The sequence below is a fragment of the Psychromonas sp. genome (genome assembly GCF_047632995.1).
GTDB lineage: Bacteria > Pseudomonadota > Gammaproteobacteria > Enterobacterales > Psychromonadaceae > Psychromonas.
In genome coordinates this window covers 14040-35133 of record NZ_JBLIEK010000033.1, presented here as the reverse complement: position 1 = coordinate 35133, position 21094 = coordinate 14040, and the positions used below count along the sequence as shown (strand labels likewise).

The following is a 21094-nucleotide window of genomic DNA, read 5'->3' as shown; positions in this document are numbered from 1 at the left end:
GTCTGTATTTAGCTTCCTAGGCTTAACGGCAGGCGGGATAATAGGCTCTATAATTACAGCCACTGTGGGCGCTATTATTTTGTTATTTGTCATTAATTTAATCAAGAAGGCCTAACTTAATATCAGGTTCAACCACTATTGAGATGTTGCCTCCCTATATGGCCTGATAAGGAGGAGCTACTCACTCTATTCTTTATGCTCATCACCCGCTAAGGATTCATCATGTCAGCCATAATTCTAACGTCGGTTATTACCTGTCCGCATTGTGGGGGCAAAAAAACAGAAGTAATGGCAACTGATGCATGTCAGTTCTTTTATGAGTGTACTTCATGTCATAAGCTGCTCAAGCCGTTACCCGGAGATTGTTGTGTTTTCTGCTCTTACGGTACAGTGAAATGCCCACCTGTTCAGCAAAGTAATAGCTGTTGTGGGTAACGCGCATAACAATCAGCAGCATTGTGAAAACTAATACGCTGTACGTTCTGCGCGGCTCCTAGTTGGCGTCCTGTATTCCGGCCCAGAACTCTCCAAGATGAATGAAGATAGTTTACTGAGTTATCCGTTGCTTGAGCTGCTTAAATTTATTGCTGTGCTTATCTTCCTGGATACAAACAGTTAACAGATCATCAATGAAATGAAGCAGCGCGCGATATTCAATCCGCTTGATTTGCGCTTGCTGTTTTTCTGTCAGCATATGATAGATAGTGGCGGCACCAAAATCCCCGAAAATAATATTGGCCTGATCATCAAAGAGGGTGTTATGGGCGTAGAGATCCCCATGACATACCTGCAGTGAATGAAGGTGCGCAAAAAGATCATCCATCTGTGCAACGATTTTATCAATATCGTCAATGGATAGGGTGAAATCCTGTTGGAAGGTGTCCCGGGTGCATGTTTTAAAACAGGGTGGTAATCCTAAATTGCGATAGTGCGCGGGGATCAGGCTCATTATCAAGGCCAAATATCCGTTTTCATTGACCTGTGCCAAGGGCTGAATCAAGTTTGGATGATTGCCAGCCTGTAAGCATGCTTGTAACTCATCTTCTGGATAACCATCGCTAGTAACTGATCCTTTAAAAACTTTTACAGCGATTTGCTCTGGGAATCTGGTCTGCTTTTTATGCCAAGTCGCCTTGGAAATAACCCCGGATGCACCTTGACCCAATACTTCTTGCAGCGTGAAACTCGATGAAGGGATTGCTGGGATAGATTGAACACTAATATCCGACTGACTAAAGGGGTTACCTGAAAAGGCAAACCAGGCAAGTTTAGGCAGAGCCAGTAACTGATCTGGACATTCTGTCAGTTTGTTGGCTGAAATCCGCACTAATTCAAGGTTACTCGACAAAGCCAATGTTTGCGGCAGCGCTGTTAAGCGATTGCCCGCTAATGCTAATTTTTGTAGCCGCGGCCGCCAGCCCAGCGCATCAGGCAGAGTTTCAAGCTGGTTATCGGTTAAGATAAGCCAACGTAATGCATTCGGTAATGCATTTTCTGAGACCAGACTTATTTTATTGGATTTAAATCCTACCATTTCTAAGTCAGGGCATTGACCAAGCACTTCGGGTAGCGTTGTAAATAGATTATTTGAGGCGAAAATGATTTTAAGCTTTTGTAGTTGTCCGAAAGTGGCTGGTAATGAGGTTAATTGATTGCCGGACAGATCAAGAATTTCTAAGCTGTCGGCCAACGATAATATTTCTACGGGAAAAGAGGTTAAATCTTCTGCTAATTTCAGGTGTTTAATGCCAGCTAGTTCGCCAGATTTTAACTGAGAGAGAGTGTGCAAGATAATGGCTCCAGGCTTAATACAAAACGGCGGCCAGTCTACTTGAAAGCGATCCAAAAGTGTAGAAGAAGGAAAACAGTTTAAAAGGCGCAAGAAACCTGCTCTTATACAGGCTTCTAATTGTCGATATAGTGGTTAAAGAACAGTAACCACCTCTTCTAACGCTTTACGCGATTTCGGCAGCGCCGCATTGTAATCTTCACTTTCATGATGATATCCAATAGCCAGTGCTACATGGCATTCATATCCCGCCAGCTCATCAGCAAAAATCTCATTTAATAGCTGGGTATCAACCCCCTCCATCGGTGTAGAGTCGATATGTAAACGTGCCAGAGTATGCAGAGCATTACCAAGAGCAAGGTAGGTTTGCGATTTGGTCCAAGCGCTGTGTTGACCGTTCGCATCTTTATTTGCTTCAGCAAAAGCGTAAACTGCAAATGCAGCCTCTTTTTGCGCTTCTGTAAGACGTTTATCCTGGATCCCTTTATTGATAACGCCTTCATAATCAGCACGTGTATATTCCATTTTATGTGCAAATAAAATCACATGAGAGCAGGCCTTAATATGATGCTGATTAAATTGATACATATTGGCGAATGAATCATGCATCCTTTGCTTCGCTTGCTCTGACTCAATAACGATAAATTTCCACGGTTGCGAGTTAATCGATGATGCAGATAAGCGCAGCGCTTCAATTAAAATAGCGAGATCTTGCTGGGATACTCGTTTACTGGGATCATATTTTTTTGCAGTGTAACGTTGTTGCAGATCTTGAATAATTGCATCTTTCATAATGGATTTACCTTTCTTAATTTAATGTTCTTGTGCGTTAAATAGCCTGATTATTGTATTGCAAGGCACACAAGTCAATGAGTTAACTTTTAGTAACCTAGTCTACTGGGGGGAACGATTGCCGGTAAACCGCCAAGAATTTTCTATTCATAACAGATAACTGTTAGAATGGTCTTCCTGTTTATTGTTTTGATCTTTTTTGGAAATATTTATGCCTCTTTCTGCGCTCACTTCTCTTGATGACTTTTACCAACTATTGGCCGCCAGCCTAAAAGATAATAGTCTGACAAAACTGCTATTAAGTAAATACAAAGGTGCAGATAAGAGCTTAGAACGGTTAACCATTCGCCCCCTTACACTGCAAAATGAACCTGTACTTTGCTTTGTCTATCAGCATCAAACAAATCACATCACTAAAAACTACGGTTATGATGAAGGTGTCGAGATTATAAAATCGTTGTTAAGCAGCGATTTTAAAAGTGCCTATCTGACCCTTGCAGGTGCTGAAATTCAAGTAGAGATCAGCAAAAAAGGTAAACTGAAAATAACCACGCATAAGGTAAAAGAAAACGCTGATAGCCAGTTACAACACAACCGTGATAAAAAACGTTTTGTCGATATTAAACGGCCATTTTTGACTCAATTGGGCATTACAGACAAGCAGCAGAATCTTATTCCCGCCATGTCGAAAAAATGGAAACAGATCAATAAATTTATTGAGGTGTTTGGTCAGGCATTAGAGGTTTCAGCCTGCAACAAAGGGGAACCTGTTAATGTCGTTGATTTTGGCTCCGGCAAGGGATATTTAACCTTTGCAATCCATGATTATTTGCGTCATAGCCTGCATAATGATGCGCAGGTGACCGGGGTTGAATTACGCCAAGGGTTGGCCGATTTATGTAATGAAACCGCTGCAACACTGGATCATCACGGCTTGTCATTTGTTTGCGGTGATGTGAAAACACACGCACCGAAACAAACGGATGTGATGATTGCACTGCATGCGTGCGATATTGCCACCGACTATGCGATTAACTATGGTATTCAAGCGAACGCCGCCATTATTATGTGTTCACCTTGTTGCCATAAACAGATACGTCCGCAAATGCACAGCCCGGCGTTATTTAAACCTATGTTGCAGTATGGCGTGCATATGGGGCAGCAGGCGGAAATGGTGACCGATTCATTACGCGCTCTATTTCTAGAAGCTTACGGCTACACAACCAAGGTGTTTGAATTTATCAGCCTTGAACACACCAATAAAAATAAAATGATTTTGGCGATTAAAAAGAACCAGCACAACGGCAAGGAAAAAAGTGAAATATTGCGCCAGATTGCTGATATTAAAAATTATTACGGTATTAAAGAGCATTGCCTGGAGACCTTGTTAGCAGAGAATAGCAAGCAAAACGAAGTTTAATAGAATCAATCCGTCAAGCCTCTGTTTATTATCCGCAGAGGTTGAGTAGGGCACTCGCCGCTGACCTCTTTAACCTTTGTAAATCCCGCCACAAAAAGCAGGCTACCTCTCCTTAAAAACATTCATTCTCTACTATGCTGTAGTTATGTTGTAGTTATGTTTTAAAACTTTTTTTGTGAGCTAGCCGCTTTACAGCACTCATGCAACCTACAGGCATATTCGCTTTAGTTTGGGATTATTAGAAGGTATTTCTGATGGATTATGAAATTCCCGCAATATTTATCACTCTCTTCGTTTTGCTATGCACGGCGGCCATTACCCAGCCATTGGCAAAGATCACCCGCATCCCTTATCCGATTCTGCTTGTTGTTACTGGGCTTTTACTGCATCTGGCTCAGGACTATCTCTCCCTGCCATTGAAAATTCTGACCACAAAAGAGATAGCGCATGACATTATCCTCTTTCTGCTTTTGCCGACATTGGTCTTTGAAACAGCGTACAACTTAGATATCAGTAAATTAAATGCAAATCGACTTGCTATTTTTGTACTTGCTTTGCCAGGCGTACTTATTTCAACCCTCATTGTTGCAGCTATTATTGGCTGGTTTACACCGCTTAACTGGCATCTGGCTTTATTGCTCGGCGCAGTTTTAAGTGCAACCGATCCCAGTGCCGTTATCAGCGCATTTCGTCAACTTGGTGCCCCTAAAGATCTGATTATGTTAATTGAGGGTGAAAGCCTGTTTAACGATGCGACCGCTATCATGTTGACTAAAATACTGGTGGTTAGTTTTGCTTTTTCGGATAGCTTTTGGCCTGTTTTGGGGAATGGCAGCGCCATTTTTATTTTAACCCTCGGCGGCGGTGCACTGTGCGGCTGGTTACTTGCCCATCTTCTGCTATTATTGCAAAAAAATATTCCGGACAATCCGTTTTTAGAGATAAGTCTCAGCCTTATTTTGGCATTTGCGAGCTATCTTATTGCCGAAGAAGTGCTGCATGCAAGCGGCATAATCGCAACTACCACAGCCGGTATTACGTTAGCAATTAGAGCGCCGTTGCCTATTTCACATATATCTCAGCAGTACCTCAACCATTTTTGGTCTTACCTCTCTTATCTTGCCACTGCGAGCATATTTCTTATTGTTGGATTGTGGATGGATTTGTCCCTGATCTGGGAAAATATAGATATTGCCCTGATTGTGCTTGCTGGACTGTGGTTGTCACGCGCGTTGATAGCATACTGGCTGCTGCCGCAGACAGGTTATCTACAACAACAAGCCAAAACTACGCCTATCGAATTTCGTCATATTGTCTTTGTGGGAGGAATGCGCGGGGCGGTAACTATGGCGCTGGCGATGGGATTAGTAAGTTTGATGGGAGATGAAATAATTTTATCTGTCGCTATCAGCGTGGTTTTTTTTACAACCCTGATTCAGGGCTTACTTATTCGCCCGCTGGTCACTTATCTTGCGCCTAAAGAACCCGACATTAATGTTCAGATAGCCAGCGCAGAACTGGCACTGGCAACCTTGCGTCACGGTAAAAAATCGTTACAACCGCTGCTCAATTCAACATTCGCTAATACCGGTGCGCCACAAGCGTTGACACTTAAGCTTCTCCCCATGATCGAAGCGCAAGATAAGCAATTACAGCATCTGTTGAGCATTGAAGTCGGGCCGGTCGGTGTATGGAATCGACTTATGTTACGTTGCGCGACTATCGAGATAGGGTTTTTATATCGCCTTTTTGATCAAGGCTTGATTAGAGGTATTGTTTTTGACCAGCTCAAAAACTCACTTGATGAGCAGGTGGAAGCTATCCGTCACCAATATAAAAGACCGACATTTTCGCTACTGCCTAAACAAGTGTTCAATCTATTACAAAGGGTAATGCCAAAAAGAGGTCGCCGTTCCAGTGAGCTTGTCGAGTTAGAATATGAGATGGCGTGGGCGAGACTGATTAGCTGCAATAAGGTACTGGAAGAATTACAAATAGAATCTAAAGATAAAACCATACCCGAGACCGTTGGCAAAAGTGTGCAAAAAATATGGCAAGGCTGGTTGGACAACTGCGAGCAAAAGATAGCCATGATAGATAGCCAACACCCCATTATTGCAGCTAAAGTCCAGCGTCAATTAGTGATAAACTATTTACAGACAGCAGAAGCCGAGTATTTACAGGAATATCTGCAGCAGTCCCTTATATCGGAAGCCGATGCTGATCGGATCAATCAGTTATTAAGAACAATCGAATTATAAGGCGATAGGGCGTTGTCATAGCGATGCAAATTATTATTTTGTATCCATCTGCCCCCCGCTAGCCGTATAATAACGGCTGATACCGTTAAATATGACCGTTTTAGGAACAACAATGATAGAAGAGCAACAGAATAACCCGTTACACGGCCTTAAATTAGAAGTTTTACTGACTGAACTTGTCGAATTTTATGGCTGGAACATTCTCGCTGCGGCGATGCGTTTCCACTGTTTTAAGACTAACCCATCCATTGAAGGCAGCCTTAAGTTTCTTCGCAAAACAGAGTGGGCAAGAGAAAAACTAGAAGGTTTTTATCTGTCCCGTTATAAGCGTATGCCAAGACCCAATGATGAAGAGTTTGAATTGCCCCCCCGAGAGCGTGTTTTCCCGCTCTCTATCGTGCCGCGTGAGCCGATGGTTTTAACCGTTGAATCGATAAAACTTTCGCAGGCTAAAGCCGCTTCTGCACATAAAGAGAAGACTGCACCAAGACAAGCGCCGTCCAATAGAAAAAGTTTTAAGCCTGCACATAAAGCGAGTCATGCAACTAAGGGGAGCGCAAATAATTCAGAAGCGCCTTACGATCCATCAAATCCATGGAATAAATAGTCAGACTAAGGGCAGATGCCAGTAATAAGATGCGTGCATAAAGCACATATCTCAAGTGAACTTTTTACACAAGAAACTGCTACACTGGCGGCAGTGAAAATTGTAATACACTCAGAATAAAATCTACAAATATGGAAAAAAAATGCAAATTATAGAATACCTAAGTAAAAGTTATCAGCACTTTTTGGACGATGTGTCTCTGCTTGCTAAACGCAGAACGCGTTTTCTTATCACATTAAACGGGGCAAGCCCGAGCGCTCTCATCGCTGTAACAGATGATATAGAGCGGGCTGCCGAGAAGAAAGTGCAGTTATCTACGGCGATTATTGATAAACAATCGGAATCTTATACAACAAATCTATTCACAGAGGCGAAAGCCAGTCAGGATATACTTTTGTTTGAAAAAGCGGACCTCTTATTTGCAAATAAAACAGCATTGAAACGAAGCCACGAACGCGACACTGGCTTTGATCTAAACAACTTATTTAAAAATATCGCTACACATAACGGCATCGTTATTTTAGCGCCAGAAAAAATGCAAACGCTTGGCGCCTCAATGTCGACTAAAGTGGATGTTGTCATTCGTTTTCCGAGCGTATAAATCTGAGCTTTCAAGGTCATTGACTTAGATTTATAGCAAATACTATTTAGTGGTAGGTCGTATATTATGACTTGCCACTACTAGCACTACTAGCACTACTGGCTTTAAAGCGAAGCTAAATCCGCAATTACTTATCAAACCTTATCCTTCCTGCAACGAAATTTCACCTTCTGTAATAGCAAAACTATTTTTCTCCAGTAATACAAAACATTAAAGATCCTTTATTAAGCGACTTAAAATGCAGAGTTTTCTTCGGGTACTACACTAATATTATGAGTTAGCTGCAAATTTAGGTCGTACTGGTCGAAGAGATAACAACATAGGAATTGTGCTATGGCTGATTGGGACACTCCTGCGGGAAACGGAGTAATATTTCATAATTATATACAGAAGAGCACGCAAAAGGTTATTTCCTGTTTAGAGATGGCCTTTGCTGAACTTGCGGGGCTACAGCAGAATGTACTCACCCCCGATTTTTTGTTGCTGGCCTTACTTTCTCAAGAAGATAGCGAAGCGCACAAGATATTGGTCGATCTGCTGCCTGATGCTAATGACGCTGCTAATCGTATGGTTGGGAAAATACGGCAGCAGTATCAAAAAGGCGCTACGCAATCGCCACCGCAAATTGTTGCCTCACAAGAGGTCGCTGAAGCATTCCGCATTGCCTATGGAGAGGCAAAAAGTCTGGGTGATGATTATATTGGTACGGGTGCCTTGTTTATTGCCCTTTTTGACAAAGATGTAGGCCATACTGCTGTGCTGCTGAGAAAAGAGGGGATCACTGCTGAGCAGGCACGTGAGTCTCTAAAAAATAGCAGGGGGGGGCGGACACTCAAAAGCCGAGATGCAGAAAGCAAGAAAGATGTCCTGGAAACCTATACTAATGATCTTACTGAGAAGGCGCGCAAAGGAGAATTGGATCCCGTTATCGGGCGTGAAGATGAGATAGCGCTAATTATACAAACACTTTCCCGCCGTAAGAAGAATAATCCCGTCCTTATAGGTGAGCCGGGCGTCGGTAAAACAGTGATCGTTGAAGGGTTGGCACAACGGATTGTGGCGGCTGACGTGCCAGAGACCCTGCTCAATAAACGCGTGCTCTCTTTGGATATGGGGGAACTGGTTGCGGGTGCTGCTATGCGCGGTGAATTTGAAGAGCGCTTAAAGTCTGTGCGTGATGCCGTTATTCAGGCCAGTGGCAAGGTTATTCTGTTTATTGATGAATTACACTCTGTGGTCGGCGCGGGAGCAAGTGCTGGAGGGCTGGATGCTCCCAGTCTGCTCAAGACGGCATTGGCTCAGGGAACACTGCAGGTTATCGGCGCCGATACCCTAGATGAATATCGCAAATATATTGAAGCAGATAAGGCGTTGGAACGGCGTTTTCACCCGATATTAGTCAGAGAGCCAAATATAGAGGATACGATCGCCATATTAAAGGGGATCGGCCCGCGCTATGAAATGCACCATCAGGTAACTTATGCACCAATCGCATTCGAGGCCGCGGCACGGCTTGCTGAGCGCTATATTATGGATCGCCGTCTACCTGACAAAGCGGTCGATTTGATCGATGAAGCGGGCTCGCGTAAGCATCTTCGCCTTACCACTATCCCGCGAAATTTACGCGATCTTGAACGGCAACATCAGGACTTACTGCGCAATAAAACGGATGCCTTCAATGCCCAGAATTTCGAACTGGCCGCGCACCAGCAGATGGAAATACTTAAAGTCGAAAAAGAGCTTGTAAGCGCACGTAATGAATGGCAGCAAGGAAGAGATAAAGAAGACTCAATGGTCAAAGAAGATGATATTGCAGAGGTTGTAGCTCGCTGGACAGGTATCCCAATGGCACGCATGGTGGAATCCGAGTCAGATAAATTAGCCAAAATGGAGGAAAAACTGCATCAACGGATTGTAGGACAGCAGGATGCTGTTCACGCGGTGGCGGATGCTATTCGCAGAAACCGGGCCGGGATCACCTCAAGTCAACGTCCTATTGGCTCATTCCTTTTTCTAGGGCCTACTGGAGTCGGTAAAACCGAACTGGCTTGTGCCTTGGCTGCCTTTCTATTGGACGACGAATCAAGAATAATTCGCTTAGATATGTCGGAATACATGGAGCGCCATGAAGTCTCTAAAATGATCGGGGCGCCACCAGGATATATAGGTTATGGAGAGGGCGGACAATTAACGGAGCGCGTACGTCATAATCCGTATACCGTGGTGTTATTGGATGAGATGGAAAAGGCTCATCCTGATGTGTTTAATATGTTACTGCAAATACTCGAAGATGGTCAGCTCACCGATGCACAGGGCCGGATGGTTTCCTTTCGCAACACCTTAATCATAGGGACCTCTAACTTAGGTACCGAAGCGCTGTCGCCCGACAAGCGGCGCATCGGATTTGTCCACTCACAAATGCCTAACTATAAAGAAGCGCAGCAGACAGTTATGCATGAAGTTAAGAAATTCTTTAAACCGGAATTTCTCAATCGATTGGACGATATTATCGTTTTCCACTATTTGGAAAAAGAGCATGTGCTCCAGATCGCAGAGATGTTTGTAAATGAATTGCAAGATAGGATGAAACTTAAAGGGATTATTCTGAAAGTGGATAAAAGTGTCATCAATAAACTATCAGAGGACGGTTTTGATCCGGTTTACGGCGCTCGCCCACTAAGGCGTGAAGTGGAACGGCAAATAGAAAATCCTTTGGCCATGAAAATAGTGCAGGGGCAATGTCCGGATAACAGCCAAATTCACGTAAAAATAAAAGATAATGAGATAGTATTTATAATTAACGGCAAGCGCGTTTCTGAATCTGATTAAAGAAGTTAATATCTGCTATTTGTTTGCGTATATCACTTCTCAGCCCCTATATACCCATGATACCTCAAGATGCTTTATCAGGACTCAGCTCGGAGGCCAGAATAAGGTGCAGCAAGAAGGTAATGGTTGATCCCTTACCGAATGCTGTAACGCAATACTGATTGGCGGTGACGATCTATTCTCACAAACGGCCATTTTTAATCTGCTCAAAGAGTATAATATGCATGGGATATTCACCTGCAAAGAAGGTGCCCATCGTTATATATTTGAACGACTTAATGCACTTTATGAACAACCATGGCTTATTAAAATGGAAACCAAAGGTATAAAAAAACTGTCGTTTAATATGTACTTATCTGTATTACTCGCCTTTTTCATGCATCAAATTCCGGAATTATAATGATTGTCTGAAAACAAATAAAGCAACAACAAAAAGATGAATCCAGCATTAAAAATACGTCAATTTTGTTTTGAACTTTTAGCAGTAAAATAAATGACCAAATCGATAACTGCTGACATAAAACACTCTACTTTGAGTGTTGATTCTAAATTATTTTTTCGCTAACTCAAATCTGAATTGACTGCCTATACCCGGTTGGCTAGAGACGGTAATAATGCTGTTGTGCATTTCTAATAAACGTTTGACTATGGACAGTCCTAATCCTGCATTTGTCAAGCTATCTTCAGTATTGCTGCCGCGGTATTTTGGTTTAAAAATAGCTTCTAATTCATCATGTTGAATGCCTTTACCATTATCAATTATGCACATTTGCACTTTGTCTTGATAATCATTTATCTCAAGTTTAACCGCACCGCTGGCTTGGGTATGGCGAATGGCATTATCAATTAAATTTACCAAAACACGCTCTAATTTACTGATATCCGCATAGGCAATAATGCCTCTTTGGCTGTCCACTTTTACACTTAGCTCAACGCGTTTTTTATCTGCTTGGTAACGCAGTCGCTGCATCACATCATAGGCGAGCTCAACCACATTTACAGGCTCTGGAAAAAACTCAATATCACCACTCTCCAGGCGCGCCAATTCAAAAAGTTGCTCTACTAATTGATTAATTTGTTGACCATTTTTAAGCGCTAATTCAATAAGCTCAGGGCTGCGTTTATTTTCTTCGCTAATTAACCACGTTTCTAAATAACCATTTAATGCTGTCAGTGGGGTTCTAAAATCGTGCGAGATATGTGACAACAACTCACGTCTTAATTGCTCTGTGGTTTTTATTTGACTCAATTGATGATTAATATGTTGTGCTGCAGAGATAAAACTGTTCTCTAAATCTTGAATCTCTTTGCTGGCAAACCGTGAATGATGAGAGGGGCTTAGATTGGCAAAATCATTGTTCACATATTGTAAACTGCGTTGGCTTAATCTTTTAAGCGGTTTAGTAATAACGGAGACAGCTAATAACATGGCAATGAGCCCAAAAAGAATTGTCGCTCCTAAAATTAACGCACTGTCTTTTAATACTTTACTGCCTGAAAGCAAAGCAGTAGCTGTATCGCGCTTTTGCCCACCAATAATCACATATAAGTAACCTTGTGTTTGTTGCGCAAGCGAATAGATTGGGCTGACTGAAAATATTTTTTGCGTGTTTGGTGTACGCGGATCATCGCCATATAGCGGCAAATCGTGTCCACTTAAATAACGTTTAATCGGGTTTAAATTTACTTTATCTAGCTTCACTACGCCTTCCGGGGCTGAGTAGGCCAGTATTTTACCAGTGACATCTAAAGCATAAAACTCCCATTCGGGACCAAGCAACATTTGTGTATGAAAGACGGGCATTAAATTACTCGCTTCAATAATACCCGCATTTAATTTTGCGTCATCATGAACTATATGAGCCGCTAAATCACGGTGCAACATTTGCTCAACTTCATCAGCAAATTGTTCGCTACTATGAAAGTACCATTGAAACAATGCGAATGTAGCGACTAAAAATAGCGCGCCAATTATGAGTGCGAGTTGACTAGCGAGAGAGCGAAACATGGTTTACCTCAGTTAATATCAAATGACCTAATGGGAAAATTTATAACCCACCCCCCAAACCGTTTTTAACCAGAATGGGTTGGCTGGATCTGTTTCTAGTTTGGAGCGAAGGCGGTTTACGGTTGAATTGACGGTGTGCGCTGAACCTTCATGTCGGCATCCCCAAATTTTATCGAGTAATTGTTCACGGCTAAACACTCTTTGCGGTTGTTGTGCTAAAAAATATAAGAGCTCAAACTCTTTGGCGCTAATATCGAGTACGTTATCTGCGAGTTTTATTTGATATAAATTCGGATCTATTACCAAATCGCCAAACTGTAAAATTTGTTTGTTTTGATCTTGTTCTTGCTGTTTATTAGCACTGCGCCGTAAATGTGCTTTTACTCTGGCCTGCAGCTCTAAAACCGAAAATGGTTTCGTTAAATAATCATCGGCACCATTTTCTAATCCGGTGACTATATCTAATTCGGAGGACTTAGCCGTTAGCATAATAATTGGCACATCAGGCTGTAATTGACGCAGTCGTTTGCACAATTTAAGCCCATCTGTACCGGGTAACATAATATCTAAAATGGCTAAATCGTAATTCTGATTGAGGTGTTTATAGGCTTCTCCACCATCATTAAATACGTGTACTTGGTGATCTAGCATAGATAAATTAATTGAAATAATATTTGCGATGTCTTGATTATCTTCTACCAGCAATATTTTTTTTGTCATCAGTTTCGCTACTCTTATCTATTGATTGCCTGTTGATATAGATAAGAGCAGCTAACGCGCTATTTTATTGCATACGTTTGATAATTAATTTGCCAGCTGGGTTATCGAACTTATGCTCTGCTAGTAAAACAGAGCCAGTTAACTCATTTTCTGTCAATACCCCCGCATGCGCATAAACTCTGTTTACATCACCAATACGACTGGCATTGAAGGCTTCACCACCCGAGCCCGGCAGGGCAACTTCATCATTCATTTCAGTGCCGGCATCATAAACCATTAACATTTTTTGATAGCTGTCGCCAAGGGCCAATGCGCTTAAGTCCATATCTGTGAACCCCGTGAATCCATCGTTAGTATTAATTAACATGGTGGCAAGGCTCACACTAAGTGGTGCGCCTTGCGCTACTTCAAGCGTCCAGGTTATCGTATCTCCAGGTGTAACTGCCGTACTACTGACTTGGCTTTGTTGAATGCCGTTTAATGCGATAAGTTGACTCGTATCGCCACCTTCAGCCAACGATTCTAAGGCCAGACTTGCTGTTTCGCCTGTTTGCCATAACTTCATATCTACAGCATGAGTCATTAATGCTGGTGGTGAAAAAATTTGCCCTTGCGTTATGTTCATTAATGTAACTTCATAAATAAAAGGCAGTGCCATATCGTTATTGTCATTATTGTCATCGCAAGCCGCTAAAGTTGTAGTCAGTGCGAGCAATGCTAAATATTTACCATGTTGTCGATTAATATTTTTCATGAAATATCTCCCTTACTTAACAGTAACAACCAATTTAGCGACAGGGTTTAACCATCTATGAATTGTGCTATTGACATCAGAAATCCCTCCCGTGGCATCTGTATCACCGATATTACCAGGATGTATATGCACGTTATCGTTTGCTTCGTAGCTACTTGCGCCCGTTGCCCCTGTGCCTGCATTGCCACTTGGATCGGCTGGAATGCCGGCGCTGCCCGGTGCGCCGCCTCCATTGATAATTTCATCGTTGATCTCTGTCCCTGCATCATAAGCATTTAACATGATTGTGTACGTGCCTGCTTCGCTTGGGATTTTCCAACTATCTAAGCCGACAAAACCATCGTTAGTGGGTAGCATCATAGCCGTTAACGATAAATACATGTTTGCACCCGTGTCTATCATCCCCATAGAGGTAACGCCGGCAAGCGTTGGCATCGTGGTTAAATCTAAATTAACCCCAGAAGCTGCACTCACCGCAGTTTTTAACGCTGATGTATCACCGCCTTCGGCCATTTTTTGCAAAGCCGTTGTTGCCGTTTCACCTAAATGAAATAATGAGGTTTGCTGGTCATGCGCGGCCACCAATACTGGTGTGAATGCAATAGCATGGGTTAAATTGAGCAATTTAACCTCAAGCTCAGCGGAGTTTACTTGGGATGCTATTAGTAACGTTGATAGAACAGATATTGACTGAATCGTTTGTTTAATTTTCATGGCTGTCTCCTTTATTAAGTAACTACGGTTATTAACTAACTACAGTCTAAGTAATAGATATCTCACAGCGATGATTAAGTTATCACAAAAGTATCCCAATTTTTTGCAGAAAATGGGGAGGGAGTATGGGGTAGGGCTGGAAACAAATTAATGGCAGGTAAATCCTATCAACTGACTGCTTTGGCGCATTGCTAGTAACAAAATAGTTGCGCCTTTATCACACATTTTACTAAAAATGGCCAGCCTCGGTAAGACGTTTTCTATACTCTGTTAACAATTTGGTTACATGGAGATGTTATGTCAGATTCTAAACAGCAACTTTATTATCCCGCTGCCGAGGTGGTGCAACAAGCTGACCATTGACGGAGACCCATCAACTAAAATAATGGGATGTGGATTGCTACCGATAAGTTGACTCGTCCTGCGTTCGTTCAGAATGCAGATGAGCGTTACCAATAAGACGATCTGACCGTTTGATATCATTCTTGTTGGTTGTTTTAGATTGATTCTTTAGGCCTCTTCCTAGATAAGTAACCGATACTCATTGGTCGCGCATACCTGATGAAACAAAGATAAATAGCGTGTTAAGCCGAACTGAATATAGGCAGCGGCGATGTTGTTGTGTACTATATCTAAGATTTTCATAGCTAGTGTGCTCTATTGTTTTTGGTGAAGTAATATGATCACAATTAGCTATGGAAATCGTTCCCCTTATGCCATTGTTCTTGCTTTATTTTCGAAGGGATTCGTCAGGCTTTGGTATAAATATGGCAATACAGAAAATCATTATTGATTTACTTGGGTGATTATTCTATTTGCTATCACGGCGCAATCTGTTTTTATGGCTTAAAGGGGGTAGAATGGAACTTGTTAGCCATATTTGGCTCTAATTTAAATCCAAAATAGATTCAGCACCATTATTGCACTGTATGTTTATTTTTTGCTTCTAAAAAGTATCGATATTATTTTTAATATAAATAAAAAGAGTTAAGTATATGATTGCAAAGATTAAAGAATTTTTAAATACAATTCGAGAGCCCGTTGAGCCAGAATCCAGTGACGATCATACTGTCGCCATCGTCTCTTTATTATGTGAAGTTTGTAATGCGAATCATAACATTTCTGAAGAGGAGCAAGCGGCGGTAGAAAGAACATTATGCAAGCTGCTTTTAATCGGAAATGATAAAGCAAAAGAGTTATTGGAAATCGGTAAACAGCAAATAAAATCATCTAATTCATTGTTTGATTTCACTTCGCAATTAGGTGATTTAGACCATCCTACACGTATTAAATTAATCGCCGCAATGTGGGAAGTGGCTTATTCTGATAACCATTTAGATCCAATAGAAGAGTCCATTATTCGTAAGGTCGCTAGACTGATTTATGTTGAACATAATGAATTTATTCGTACGAAGCTAGCCGCTATGCCTTCTTGATAAATTAATATCTTCACGACACAAGTAGGGCGCGCTGATCACTGCAGCGCCCTAAATATTGTTATTTTAGATCCTGCTCAAGCAGCCAAATCCTGAATGCTTTTCTTTCCTCTTTACTTGCCAAATTATAGAGTTCGATAAGTTTCTCTGCTCTGCCTTGTCCCGCTGTAACGGTAGATGAAGCCATTGAAATGCCTTGCTCTTGATTGTAAGTATCAATGAGTTTTTCTATATCTCGATAAGGCAGATATCCTTCGCCTGAAAGAGTATCGCTTGCGATTATTTTTTTAGTTTGACCATTATTATATTTTACAATCCAAGTGAACCCTTTGCGTATAGCATGTTCAGCTTGGCTTTGACTGTTTATATTTTCCACTGTGATTTCGCTATTCCCCTCAATATTAACAGTGAAAATGTGAGGTTTACTTTCCATTATCTCGCTTTTCCCGAAACTATTTGCATACCTGACCACCACTTGATGGTCTCCTGGTGATACTTCAGGCGCTTTACTTGTAAAAAAAGTGCTTTCAATTTTTTGGCCATCTACCGCCAATATTTCTACCCCATTAACGCCAGTCAATATGGCGGCGTTACATAACGATGGCAGGATTAATGACACAAACAGAATTAAATATTTCATCTATATTTTCCCTTATTTATATTGCTGTTAACGCTTGAGTACAAGTCATAAACACTCGTAAGTGAATGATAGCAGGAAAAATGATCTCACTCAGTTTGTTTCTAATAGCGTTAGGATTTATCCATAAATTTAATGGCAACGGCTGTTTGAGTCACTTTGTTTTTACTGTTTGCCGAGGCTTGCTTTGCAGACTACATCAAAATAGCGCTATTAGTTGTTGTACTGAAAATAAACAGTTTTGCTTATTCTCTGCGCGACCACAGAATCAAGCCAAATAAATCAGTATGTTTTAATATATTATTGCGTTCCATCAAGAAAGACAGTTGTCGTAGTGGTAAGTTGACCCACTGATAAATAGTGCGGTTATATTTTAAATGAATGTCCAACACTGTTTATATACTGATTTTATTAATTTTAAGGATGCAACGTGCTAAAAAAACATAAAGGACTACTTTCCAATATAGGAACTCAAGTGGTTATCGCCATGCTAATCGGCACCGTGGTCGGGGCCTATATGGGCGAATCGGCTGCGATGTTTGCGCCTCTTGGTGCAATATTTATCCATTTAATCAAGATGCTTGTTATTCCACTGGTTGCAGTGGCTATTATTACCGGTGCTGCAAATTTAGGTGATAGTCCTGCGGCAGGTAAAATCGGTATTGGCACCTTTGTCTTTTTTATGCTGACTTCTGCTTTAGCGGTGGCGTTAGCCATCTTTATGGGTGAAGTTTTTACGCCTGGTGTAGGCGTTGATCTATCGAGTATGCAGGGGCTTTTCTCTAATGAATATGCTGATAAAGGTGCGGTACCCGGTCTATCTCAAACCCTATTAGGCATGATACCAACTAATATTTTTCAATCATTAAACAATGCGAATATCCTACAAATATTGGTTTTCTGTCTGTTCTTAGGTATTGCGTTGTCTAAAGTGGAAAACAGTCGCCGCCAGCCGCTGTTAAATATGCTTAACGGTTTAGTTGATGCTTTTGTTTGGATGATCAACGTAGTTATGCGTATAGCACCGATTGGTGTATTCGGACTTATGGCTGAAGCAGTAGGGACGTTCGGCTTTGATGTATTAACAACGGTAATGCAGTTATTTATTGTTTATGTTGGCGCCATTTTGATCTTTGGTTTTGGTGTTTACCCGTTACTTGTTAAACTTTTTTCCGATATGCCTGTGGGCCGCTTTATGTCCGCCATGAAACGTCCCCAAGCTGTCGCACTTTCAACTGCATCATCTATGGCAACCCTGCCTGTGACCATGGATACAGTGGAAAAAGAGCTCAATATTTCTAATTCTACCGCGTCTTTTGTATTGCCGTTGGGCGCGACTATTAATATGAGTGGTAATGCTATTTACTACGGTCTTGTTGCTGTATTTTTCGCTCAGATATTTCATGTAGATCTTAATATCGCCGCTTATACTGCAATTGTGCTTACCGCCACCATAGGTGCAATCGGTCAGGCTGGCGTACCAGGGCCTTCTTTCCTTGTTGTTGCTGTGTTGCTGGCTGCCGGTATTCCTATTGAAGGGTTACCGTTATTGTTTGCTCTGGACCGTATTTTCGACATGATACGTACCGCATTAAATATTACGGGTGATGCAGCCTGTGCGGTTATCGTAGATAAATTTAATCCGGAAAGTCAGACTGAGGCAGAAGTGATGCCAATCAATAAGCAGGCGGAACAGAACGTCGCTTAAAATTAGCAGCTGGATTTAATCACAAAAAAAGGAGCTTAATAAGCTCCTTTTTTATGGTTTATTGTATTTCCAGCCCCGCTATTTGGTGCCAAAAACCATTGCACTCTTTACTATCAAGTGGCCAATGCTTATCCGCACCATTGACCATTTCTCTATATTGCTGCAGTGTTGCAAAGCTTTCAATACCAGATGGGCTGATACGGAGCAGATCCACTAAACCACGCATCGAAGGCAGATCATTGATAAGATTGTAGCAGTAGCCGGACTGTGTCTGAATGCCATTTAACAGGAAAACTTGCTGATTTTCTTGCGTGCTTGCTGGACGTCCGTTTGGATATTTAATGCAGCATAATTCGCAATCATCTTTGCTTTTGTTCTCCGACCGGGCGGTAAAACAGCGGGCAGAATATGCCAAGGGCATAAAACCATGAGCAAAAACTTCAACTTCAAATTGCGATCGAATACCTAAATCCTCGCAGTCATTCAATGTTTTGGCTAACCAATCTCGAGACAACTCGACGGGCATCACCCAACGTTGCATTCCTTTATTAACAAAGAGTTTAATAACGCTGGCGTTATAGCAGTTAATCGCAGGACCACATACAAAGGGGAGTTTACTTTTAGATAATAGCTGGATGGCAGCAACGTCATTTGCTTCCACTTTTATAGTGCCATTTTCACAAAGTTGGCGTAATATTTTAACTTCAGATGGCGCTTCCAAAAGGGCCATGCTCGACAGAATAATCTCTTTACCTTGCCCCTCTAACGCTTTGGCAAGTTCAATCCAGTCGCGGGTTTTTAATTCGCGCCTTTTACTGCACACAGTTTCACCTAAATAGATAACATCTGCTTCACTGTTTAATGCTTGTTGATAAAAGTTCTCTACCGTAGGTTTGGGCCAGTAATAGAGCAGGGGGCCTAATGATAATTTCACACTATTTCCTTAAATTTATTGCCAATTACGATGATATGCACCCAGTGTTGTTTGGGTGCCTTCAGATACATTTGCAAGCACAGTGTTCCACCGCTCTTTTACCTGGTACATTTCCGGGTTGGCTTTATAAGTATCAATAGCCTCTCGCCAAACACGGGTAATTTGCTCTACATAAGCGGCACTTCGCTGACGGCCCTCTATTTTAACGGAGCAGATACCCGCACTCATTAGTTCGGGTAAGATCGGCAGGGTATTTAGACTGGTTGGCTCTTCAAGGGCATGATAAAGATTATTTTCAACATTGAATTTACCTTTACAGAGCGTAGGGTAACCTGCTTTTTCACCGTCTTGATAACGATCTATCAAAATATCGTTTAAACGCGTTTCCAGACCCTTATCTGTTTCCTGATAACGGACAAACTTTGCAGGAGAGCAGGCGCCCACTGTATTGGGTGATTCGCCGGTAAAATAGGATGATAAATAACAACGCCCTTCAGCCATAATACATAAACTCCCAAAGGCAAAAACCTCCAGATCAACAGTCGTATTTCTGGCAAGTTGTTTTACTTGTTGAATAGAGAGCACGCGCGGCAGGACAACGCGTTTAATATTAAAATGTTCTTTATAAAAATCGATGGTTGCGGTATTCGTTGCAGACGCCTGCACCGAAAGATGCAGTTCAAGTTCAGGGTATTTATTCGCGGCATAATCAAGTGTCGCAATATCAGCGATAATGGCCGCATTGGCGCCTAAATCAACACACTTATCGACCGCATTCTGCCAGCGTTTTTCACCGCCGGGATGTGCAAAGGTGTTAATAGCAACATGTAGCTGCTTATGATGATCGGAAATATACTGGGCACCTTGGAGCAGTTTTTTATCAGTAAAATTTAAACCTGCAAAGTGGCGTGCATTAGTGTCGTCTTTTAAACCGACATAAACAGCATCTGCGCCACAATCTATGGCGGTTTTTAAGGCCGGTAAGCTACCTGCCGGGCAGAGAAGTTCCATTAAAGCTCCTAACTAGATCAAGTTGCGCAATTGTAAAAAAATGACATATTCATGTATTGATATAGGGCAGGTATCTCTAAAGTAGTTAACATATAAATACTATTTTGATTTAGGCCAGTATCTTTATGCAGTTAAGCTTTATAATCTGTCCATAATAATCAGCGGAGTCTCTATGTTTAAATCTATGTTTGCAAACATTCATCACCAAGTCGTTATCAATACCCCAAAGCTACTTGCTATTCCAAGTTCATTTATTCCTTTTTTTGTGCAAAAAAAGTTATTATCAGATTTATTAGATAAAGTGTTCGCCGAAGCATTAGATGAGGGGGAACTGCTCTTTTTACAGGATAAATGGTTAAAAGTTGAAGTCACTGATCTCAAACTAACCTGGTTTTTGAGTTTTGCGGAAGGGAAACTTATTATCGCAGACCATTGTGAACAGGAAGATGTCACCTTCTCAGGTGCGGTAAATGAATTGATTTTAATCGCCGGACGAAAAGAAGATCCGGATACGTTATTCTTCCAACGCCGCTTATCGATTCAGGGAGATACTGAGCTTGGACTGGAGATAAAAAATCTACTGGAGAATATTGATTTTGATAATTTATCGCCTCTAGCCAAAAAAGCGATTGGAAGCTTTTCAAGCTTTGTTCAGCAAGGATTACTTGATCCTGAAATAAAAGTCGTTACCGCCTGATTAGTCATAAGGGAACAGGTAATTTACTGTTTTTTACCGGTTCCTTAATTGATCTCTATCACCTCACAATTTTGTTCTATATCCCAATCAATCGCTATGTGGTTATCTCTAAAATTAAATAGTTGCTTATGCAAATCCACAAAAAGAGGGGTATATTGATCATCTTTTTTGCCATT

20 protein-coding genes and 1 pseudogene are annotated in these 21094 nt (G+C 41.6%); 11 read left to right on the top strand and 10 right to left on the bottom strand.

Going from position 1 to position 21094, the window contains the following annotated elements; all coding sequences use genetic code 11:
• Both ACJAT7_RS08040 and ACJAT7_RS08035 read left to right on the top strand, forming a co-directional pair.
• Positions 1-115 (top strand): GlsB/YeaQ/YmgE family stress response membrane protein (locus tag ACJAT7_RS08040; RefSeq protein ID WP_415226282.1); only part of this gene is annotated, 115 nt, incomplete at its 5' end.
• Positions 116-222: 107 nt separating this feature from the next.
• A complete protein-coding gene (locus tag ACJAT7_RS08035) occupies positions 223-435 on the top strand; it encodes a GDCCVxC domain-containing (seleno)protein (protein ID WP_415226281.1) in 213 nt (70 codons plus the stop codon).
• A gap of 112 nt (positions 436-547) precedes the next feature.
• Here ACJAT7_RS08035 and ACJAT7_RS08030 read toward each other — a convergent pair whose 3' ends face one another.
• Together ACJAT7_RS08030 and ACJAT7_RS08025 are read right to left on the bottom strand one after the other, a co-directional pair.
• The gene (locus ACJAT7_RS08030) at positions 548-1789 is read right to left on the bottom strand and encodes a leucine-rich repeat-containing protein kinase family protein (protein ID WP_415226280.1); all 1242 of its coding nucleotides are present in this window, start codon (positions 1787-1789) and stop codon (positions 548-550) included.
• Between the two features lie 135 nt (positions 1790-1924).
• The gene (locus tag ACJAT7_RS08025) at positions 1925-2581 is read right to left on the bottom strand and encodes an NAD(P)H-dependent oxidoreductase (RefSeq protein ID WP_415226279.1); all 657 of its coding nucleotides are present in this window, start codon (positions 2579-2581) and stop codon (positions 1925-1927) included.
• Between the two features lie 211 nt (positions 2582-2792).
• On the opposite strand from ACJAT7_RS08025, the gene ACJAT7_RS08020 reads away from it, so the two are divergent.
• The 6 genes from ACJAT7_RS08020 to ACJAT7_RS07995 all read left to right on the top strand — a co-directional run bounded on the left by ACJAT7_RS08020 (position 2793) and on the right by ACJAT7_RS07995 (position 10699).
• Entirely contained in the window at positions 2793-4001 is a 1209-nt protein-coding gene (locus tag ACJAT7_RS08020; protein WP_415226278.1) for a class I SAM-dependent methyltransferase, read from the top strand.
• A gap of 254 nt (positions 4002-4255) precedes the next feature.
• The gene (locus ACJAT7_RS08015) at positions 4256-6262 is read left to right on the top strand and encodes a cation:proton antiporter (protein WP_415226277.1); all 2007 of its coding nucleotides are present in this window, start codon (positions 4256-4258) and stop codon (positions 6260-6262) included.
• A 112-nt stretch (positions 6263-6374) separates the two neighbouring features.
• Entirely contained in the window at positions 6375-6869 is a 495-nt protein-coding gene (locus ACJAT7_RS08010) for a VF530 family DNA-binding protein (RefSeq protein WP_415226276.1), read from the top strand.
• A gap of 142 nt (positions 6870-7011) precedes the next feature.
• Positions 7012-7470: a hypothetical protein gene (locus tag ACJAT7_RS08005; RefSeq protein WP_415226275.1), complete on the top strand. Its 459-nt coding sequence runs from the start codon at positions 7012-7014 to the stop codon at positions 7468-7470.
• Positions 7471-7803: 333 nt separating this feature from the next.
• The gene (locus ACJAT7_RS08000; RefSeq protein WP_415226274.1) at positions 7804-10299 is read left to right on the top strand and encodes an ATP-dependent Clp protease ATP-binding subunit; all 2496 of its coding nucleotides are present in this window, start codon (positions 7804-7806) and stop codon (positions 10297-10299) included.
• 220 nt (positions 10300-10519) lie between these two features.
• Positions 10520-10699, top strand: a complete 180-nt coding sequence (locus ACJAT7_RS07995) for a hypothetical protein (protein WP_415226273.1) — start codon at positions 10520-10522, stop codon at positions 10697-10699.
• Positions 10700-10849: 150 nt separating this feature from the next.
• Here the strand turns inward: ACJAT7_RS07995 and ACJAT7_RS07990 are convergent, their stop codons facing one another.
• From ACJAT7_RS07990 to ACJAT7_RS07970, 5 genes and pseudogenes are all read right to left on the bottom strand, one after another.
• On the bottom strand, positions 10850-12307 hold the full coding sequence (locus tag ACJAT7_RS07990) for a sensor histidine kinase (RefSeq protein WP_415226272.1): 1458 nt from the start codon (positions 12305-12307) through the stop codon (positions 10850-10852).
• A gap of 27 nt (positions 12308-12334) precedes the next feature.
• The gene (locus ACJAT7_RS07985; RefSeq protein WP_415226271.1) at positions 12335-13027 is read right to left on the bottom strand and encodes a response regulator transcription factor; all 693 of its coding nucleotides are present in this window, start codon (positions 13025-13027) and stop codon (positions 12335-12337) included.
• A 64-nt stretch (positions 13028-13091) separates the two neighbouring features.
• On the bottom strand, positions 13092-13781 hold the full coding sequence (locus ACJAT7_RS07980; protein ID WP_415226270.1) for a spondin domain-containing protein: 690 nt from the start codon (positions 13779-13781) through the stop codon (positions 13092-13094).
• 12 nt (positions 13782-13793) lie between these two features.
• Positions 13794-14495: a spondin domain-containing protein gene (locus ACJAT7_RS07975; RefSeq protein WP_415226269.1), complete on the bottom strand. Its 702-nt coding sequence runs from the start codon at positions 14493-14495 to the stop codon at positions 13794-13796.
• Positions 14496-14858: 363 nt separating this feature from the next.
• Positions 14859-15156, bottom strand: a pseudogene (locus ACJAT7_RS07970) (IS4 family transposase); the annotation flags it as partial.
• 334 nt (positions 15157-15490) lie between these two features.
• On the opposite strand from ACJAT7_RS07970, the gene ACJAT7_RS07965 reads away from it, so the two are divergent.
• Complete coding sequence (locus ACJAT7_RS07965; RefSeq protein WP_415226268.1) at positions 15491-15931, top strand: TerB family tellurite resistance protein; 441 nt, start codon at positions 15491-15493, stop codon at positions 15929-15931.
• A 61-nt stretch (positions 15932-15992) separates the two neighbouring features.
• On the opposite strand, the gene ACJAT7_RS07960 is transcribed toward ACJAT7_RS07965, so the two are convergent.
• Positions 15993-16571, bottom strand: coding sequence for a DUF2057 domain-containing protein (locus ACJAT7_RS07960; RefSeq protein WP_415226267.1), 579 nt, complete (start codon positions 16569-16571; stop codon positions 15993-15995).
• A 427-nt stretch (positions 16572-16998) separates the two neighbouring features.
• Between ACJAT7_RS07960 and ACJAT7_RS07955 the strand changes: the two genes are divergently transcribed.
• Positions 16999-18276 carry a dicarboxylate/amino acid:cation symporter gene (locus tag ACJAT7_RS07955; RefSeq protein ID WP_415226266.1) on the top strand — a complete coding sequence of 426 codons (1278 nt, stop codon included), beginning with the start codon at positions 16999-17001 and terminating at the stop codon, positions 18274-18276.
• 58 nt (positions 18277-18334) lie between these two features.
• Here the strand turns inward: ACJAT7_RS07955 and ACJAT7_RS07950 are convergent, their stop codons facing one another.
• Both ACJAT7_RS07950 and ubiU read right to left on the bottom strand, forming a co-directional pair.
• Positions 18335-19210, bottom strand: coding sequence for a U32 family peptidase (locus ACJAT7_RS07950; RefSeq protein ID WP_415226265.1), 876 nt, complete (start codon positions 19208-19210; stop codon positions 18335-18337).
• Positions 19211-19225: 15 nt separating this feature from the next.
• Positions 19226-20221: a ubiquinone anaerobic biosynthesis protein UbiU gene (ubiU, locus tag ACJAT7_RS07945; protein WP_415226264.1), complete on the bottom strand. Its 996-nt coding sequence runs from the start codon at positions 20219-20221 to the stop codon at positions 19226-19228.
• A gap of 172 nt (positions 20222-20393) precedes the next feature.
• Between ubiU and ubiT the strand changes: the two genes are divergently transcribed.
• Positions 20394-20918, top strand: coding sequence for a ubiquinone anaerobic biosynthesis accessory factor UbiT (ubiT, locus tag ACJAT7_RS07940; protein ID WP_415226263.1), 525 nt, complete (start codon positions 20394-20396; stop codon positions 20916-20918).
• The last annotated feature ends 176 nt before the right edge of the window (positions 20919-21094 follow it).

Excerpts from the sequence above, each read along its gene's own strand:
- ACJAT7_RS08035 (WP_415226281.1), top strand. The coding sequence starts at position 223 with ATGTCAGCCATAATTCTAACGTCGGTTATTACCTGTCCGCATTGTGGG.
- ACJAT7_RS08025 (WP_415226279.1), bottom strand. The coding sequence starts at position 2,581 with ATGAAAGATGCAATTATTCAAGATCTGCAACAACGTTACACTGCAAAA.
- ACJAT7_RS08020 (WP_415226278.1), top strand. The coding sequence starts at position 2,793 with ATGCCTCTTTCTGCGCTCACTTCTCTTGATGACTTTTACCAACTATTG.
- ACJAT7_RS08015 (WP_415226277.1), top strand. The coding sequence starts at position 4,256 with ATGGATTATGAAATTCCCGCAATATTTATCACTCTCTTCGTTTTGCTA.
- ACJAT7_RS08010 (WP_415226276.1), top strand. The coding sequence starts at position 6,375 with ATGATAGAAGAGCAACAGAATAACCCGTTACACGGCCTTAAATTAGAA.
- ACJAT7_RS08005 (WP_415226275.1), top strand. The coding sequence starts at position 7,012 with ATGCAAATTATAGAATACCTAAGTAAAAGTTATCAGCACTTTTTGGAC.
- ACJAT7_RS08000 (WP_415226274.1), top strand. The coding sequence starts at position 7,804 with ATGGCTGATTGGGACACTCCTGCGGGAAACGGAGTAATATTTCATAAT.
- ACJAT7_RS07995 (WP_415226273.1), top strand. The coding sequence starts at position 10,520 with ATGCATGGGATATTCACCTGCAAAGAAGGTGCCCATCGTTATATATTT.
- ACJAT7_RS07990 (WP_415226272.1), bottom strand. The coding sequence starts at position 12,307 with ATGTTTCGCTCTCTCGCTAGTCAACTCGCACTCATAATTGGCGCGCTA.
- ACJAT7_RS07985 (WP_415226271.1), bottom strand. The coding sequence starts at position 13,027 with ATGACAAAAAAAATATTGCTGGTAGAAGATAATCAAGACATCGCAAAT.
- ACJAT7_RS07980 (WP_415226270.1), bottom strand. The coding sequence starts at position 13,781 with ATGAAAAATATTAATCGACAACATGGTAAATATTTAGCATTGCTCGCA.
- ACJAT7_RS07975 (WP_415226269.1), bottom strand. The coding sequence starts at position 14,495 with ATGAAAATTAAACAAACGATTCAGTCAATATCTGTTCTATCAACGTTA.
- ACJAT7_RS07965 (WP_415226268.1), top strand. The coding sequence starts at position 15,491 with ATGATTGCAAAGATTAAAGAATTTTTAAATACAATTCGAGAGCCCGTT.
- ACJAT7_RS07960 (WP_415226267.1), bottom strand. The coding sequence starts at position 16,571 with ATGAAATATTTAATTCTGTTTGTGTCATTAATCCTGCCATCGTTATGT.
- ubiU (WP_415226264.1), bottom strand. The coding sequence starts at position 20,221 with ATGGAACTTCTCTGCCCGGCAGGTAGCTTACCGGCCTTAAAAACCGCC.
- ubiT (WP_415226263.1), top strand. The coding sequence starts at position 20,394 with ATGTTTAAATCTATGTTTGCAAACATTCATCACCAAGTCGTTATCAAT.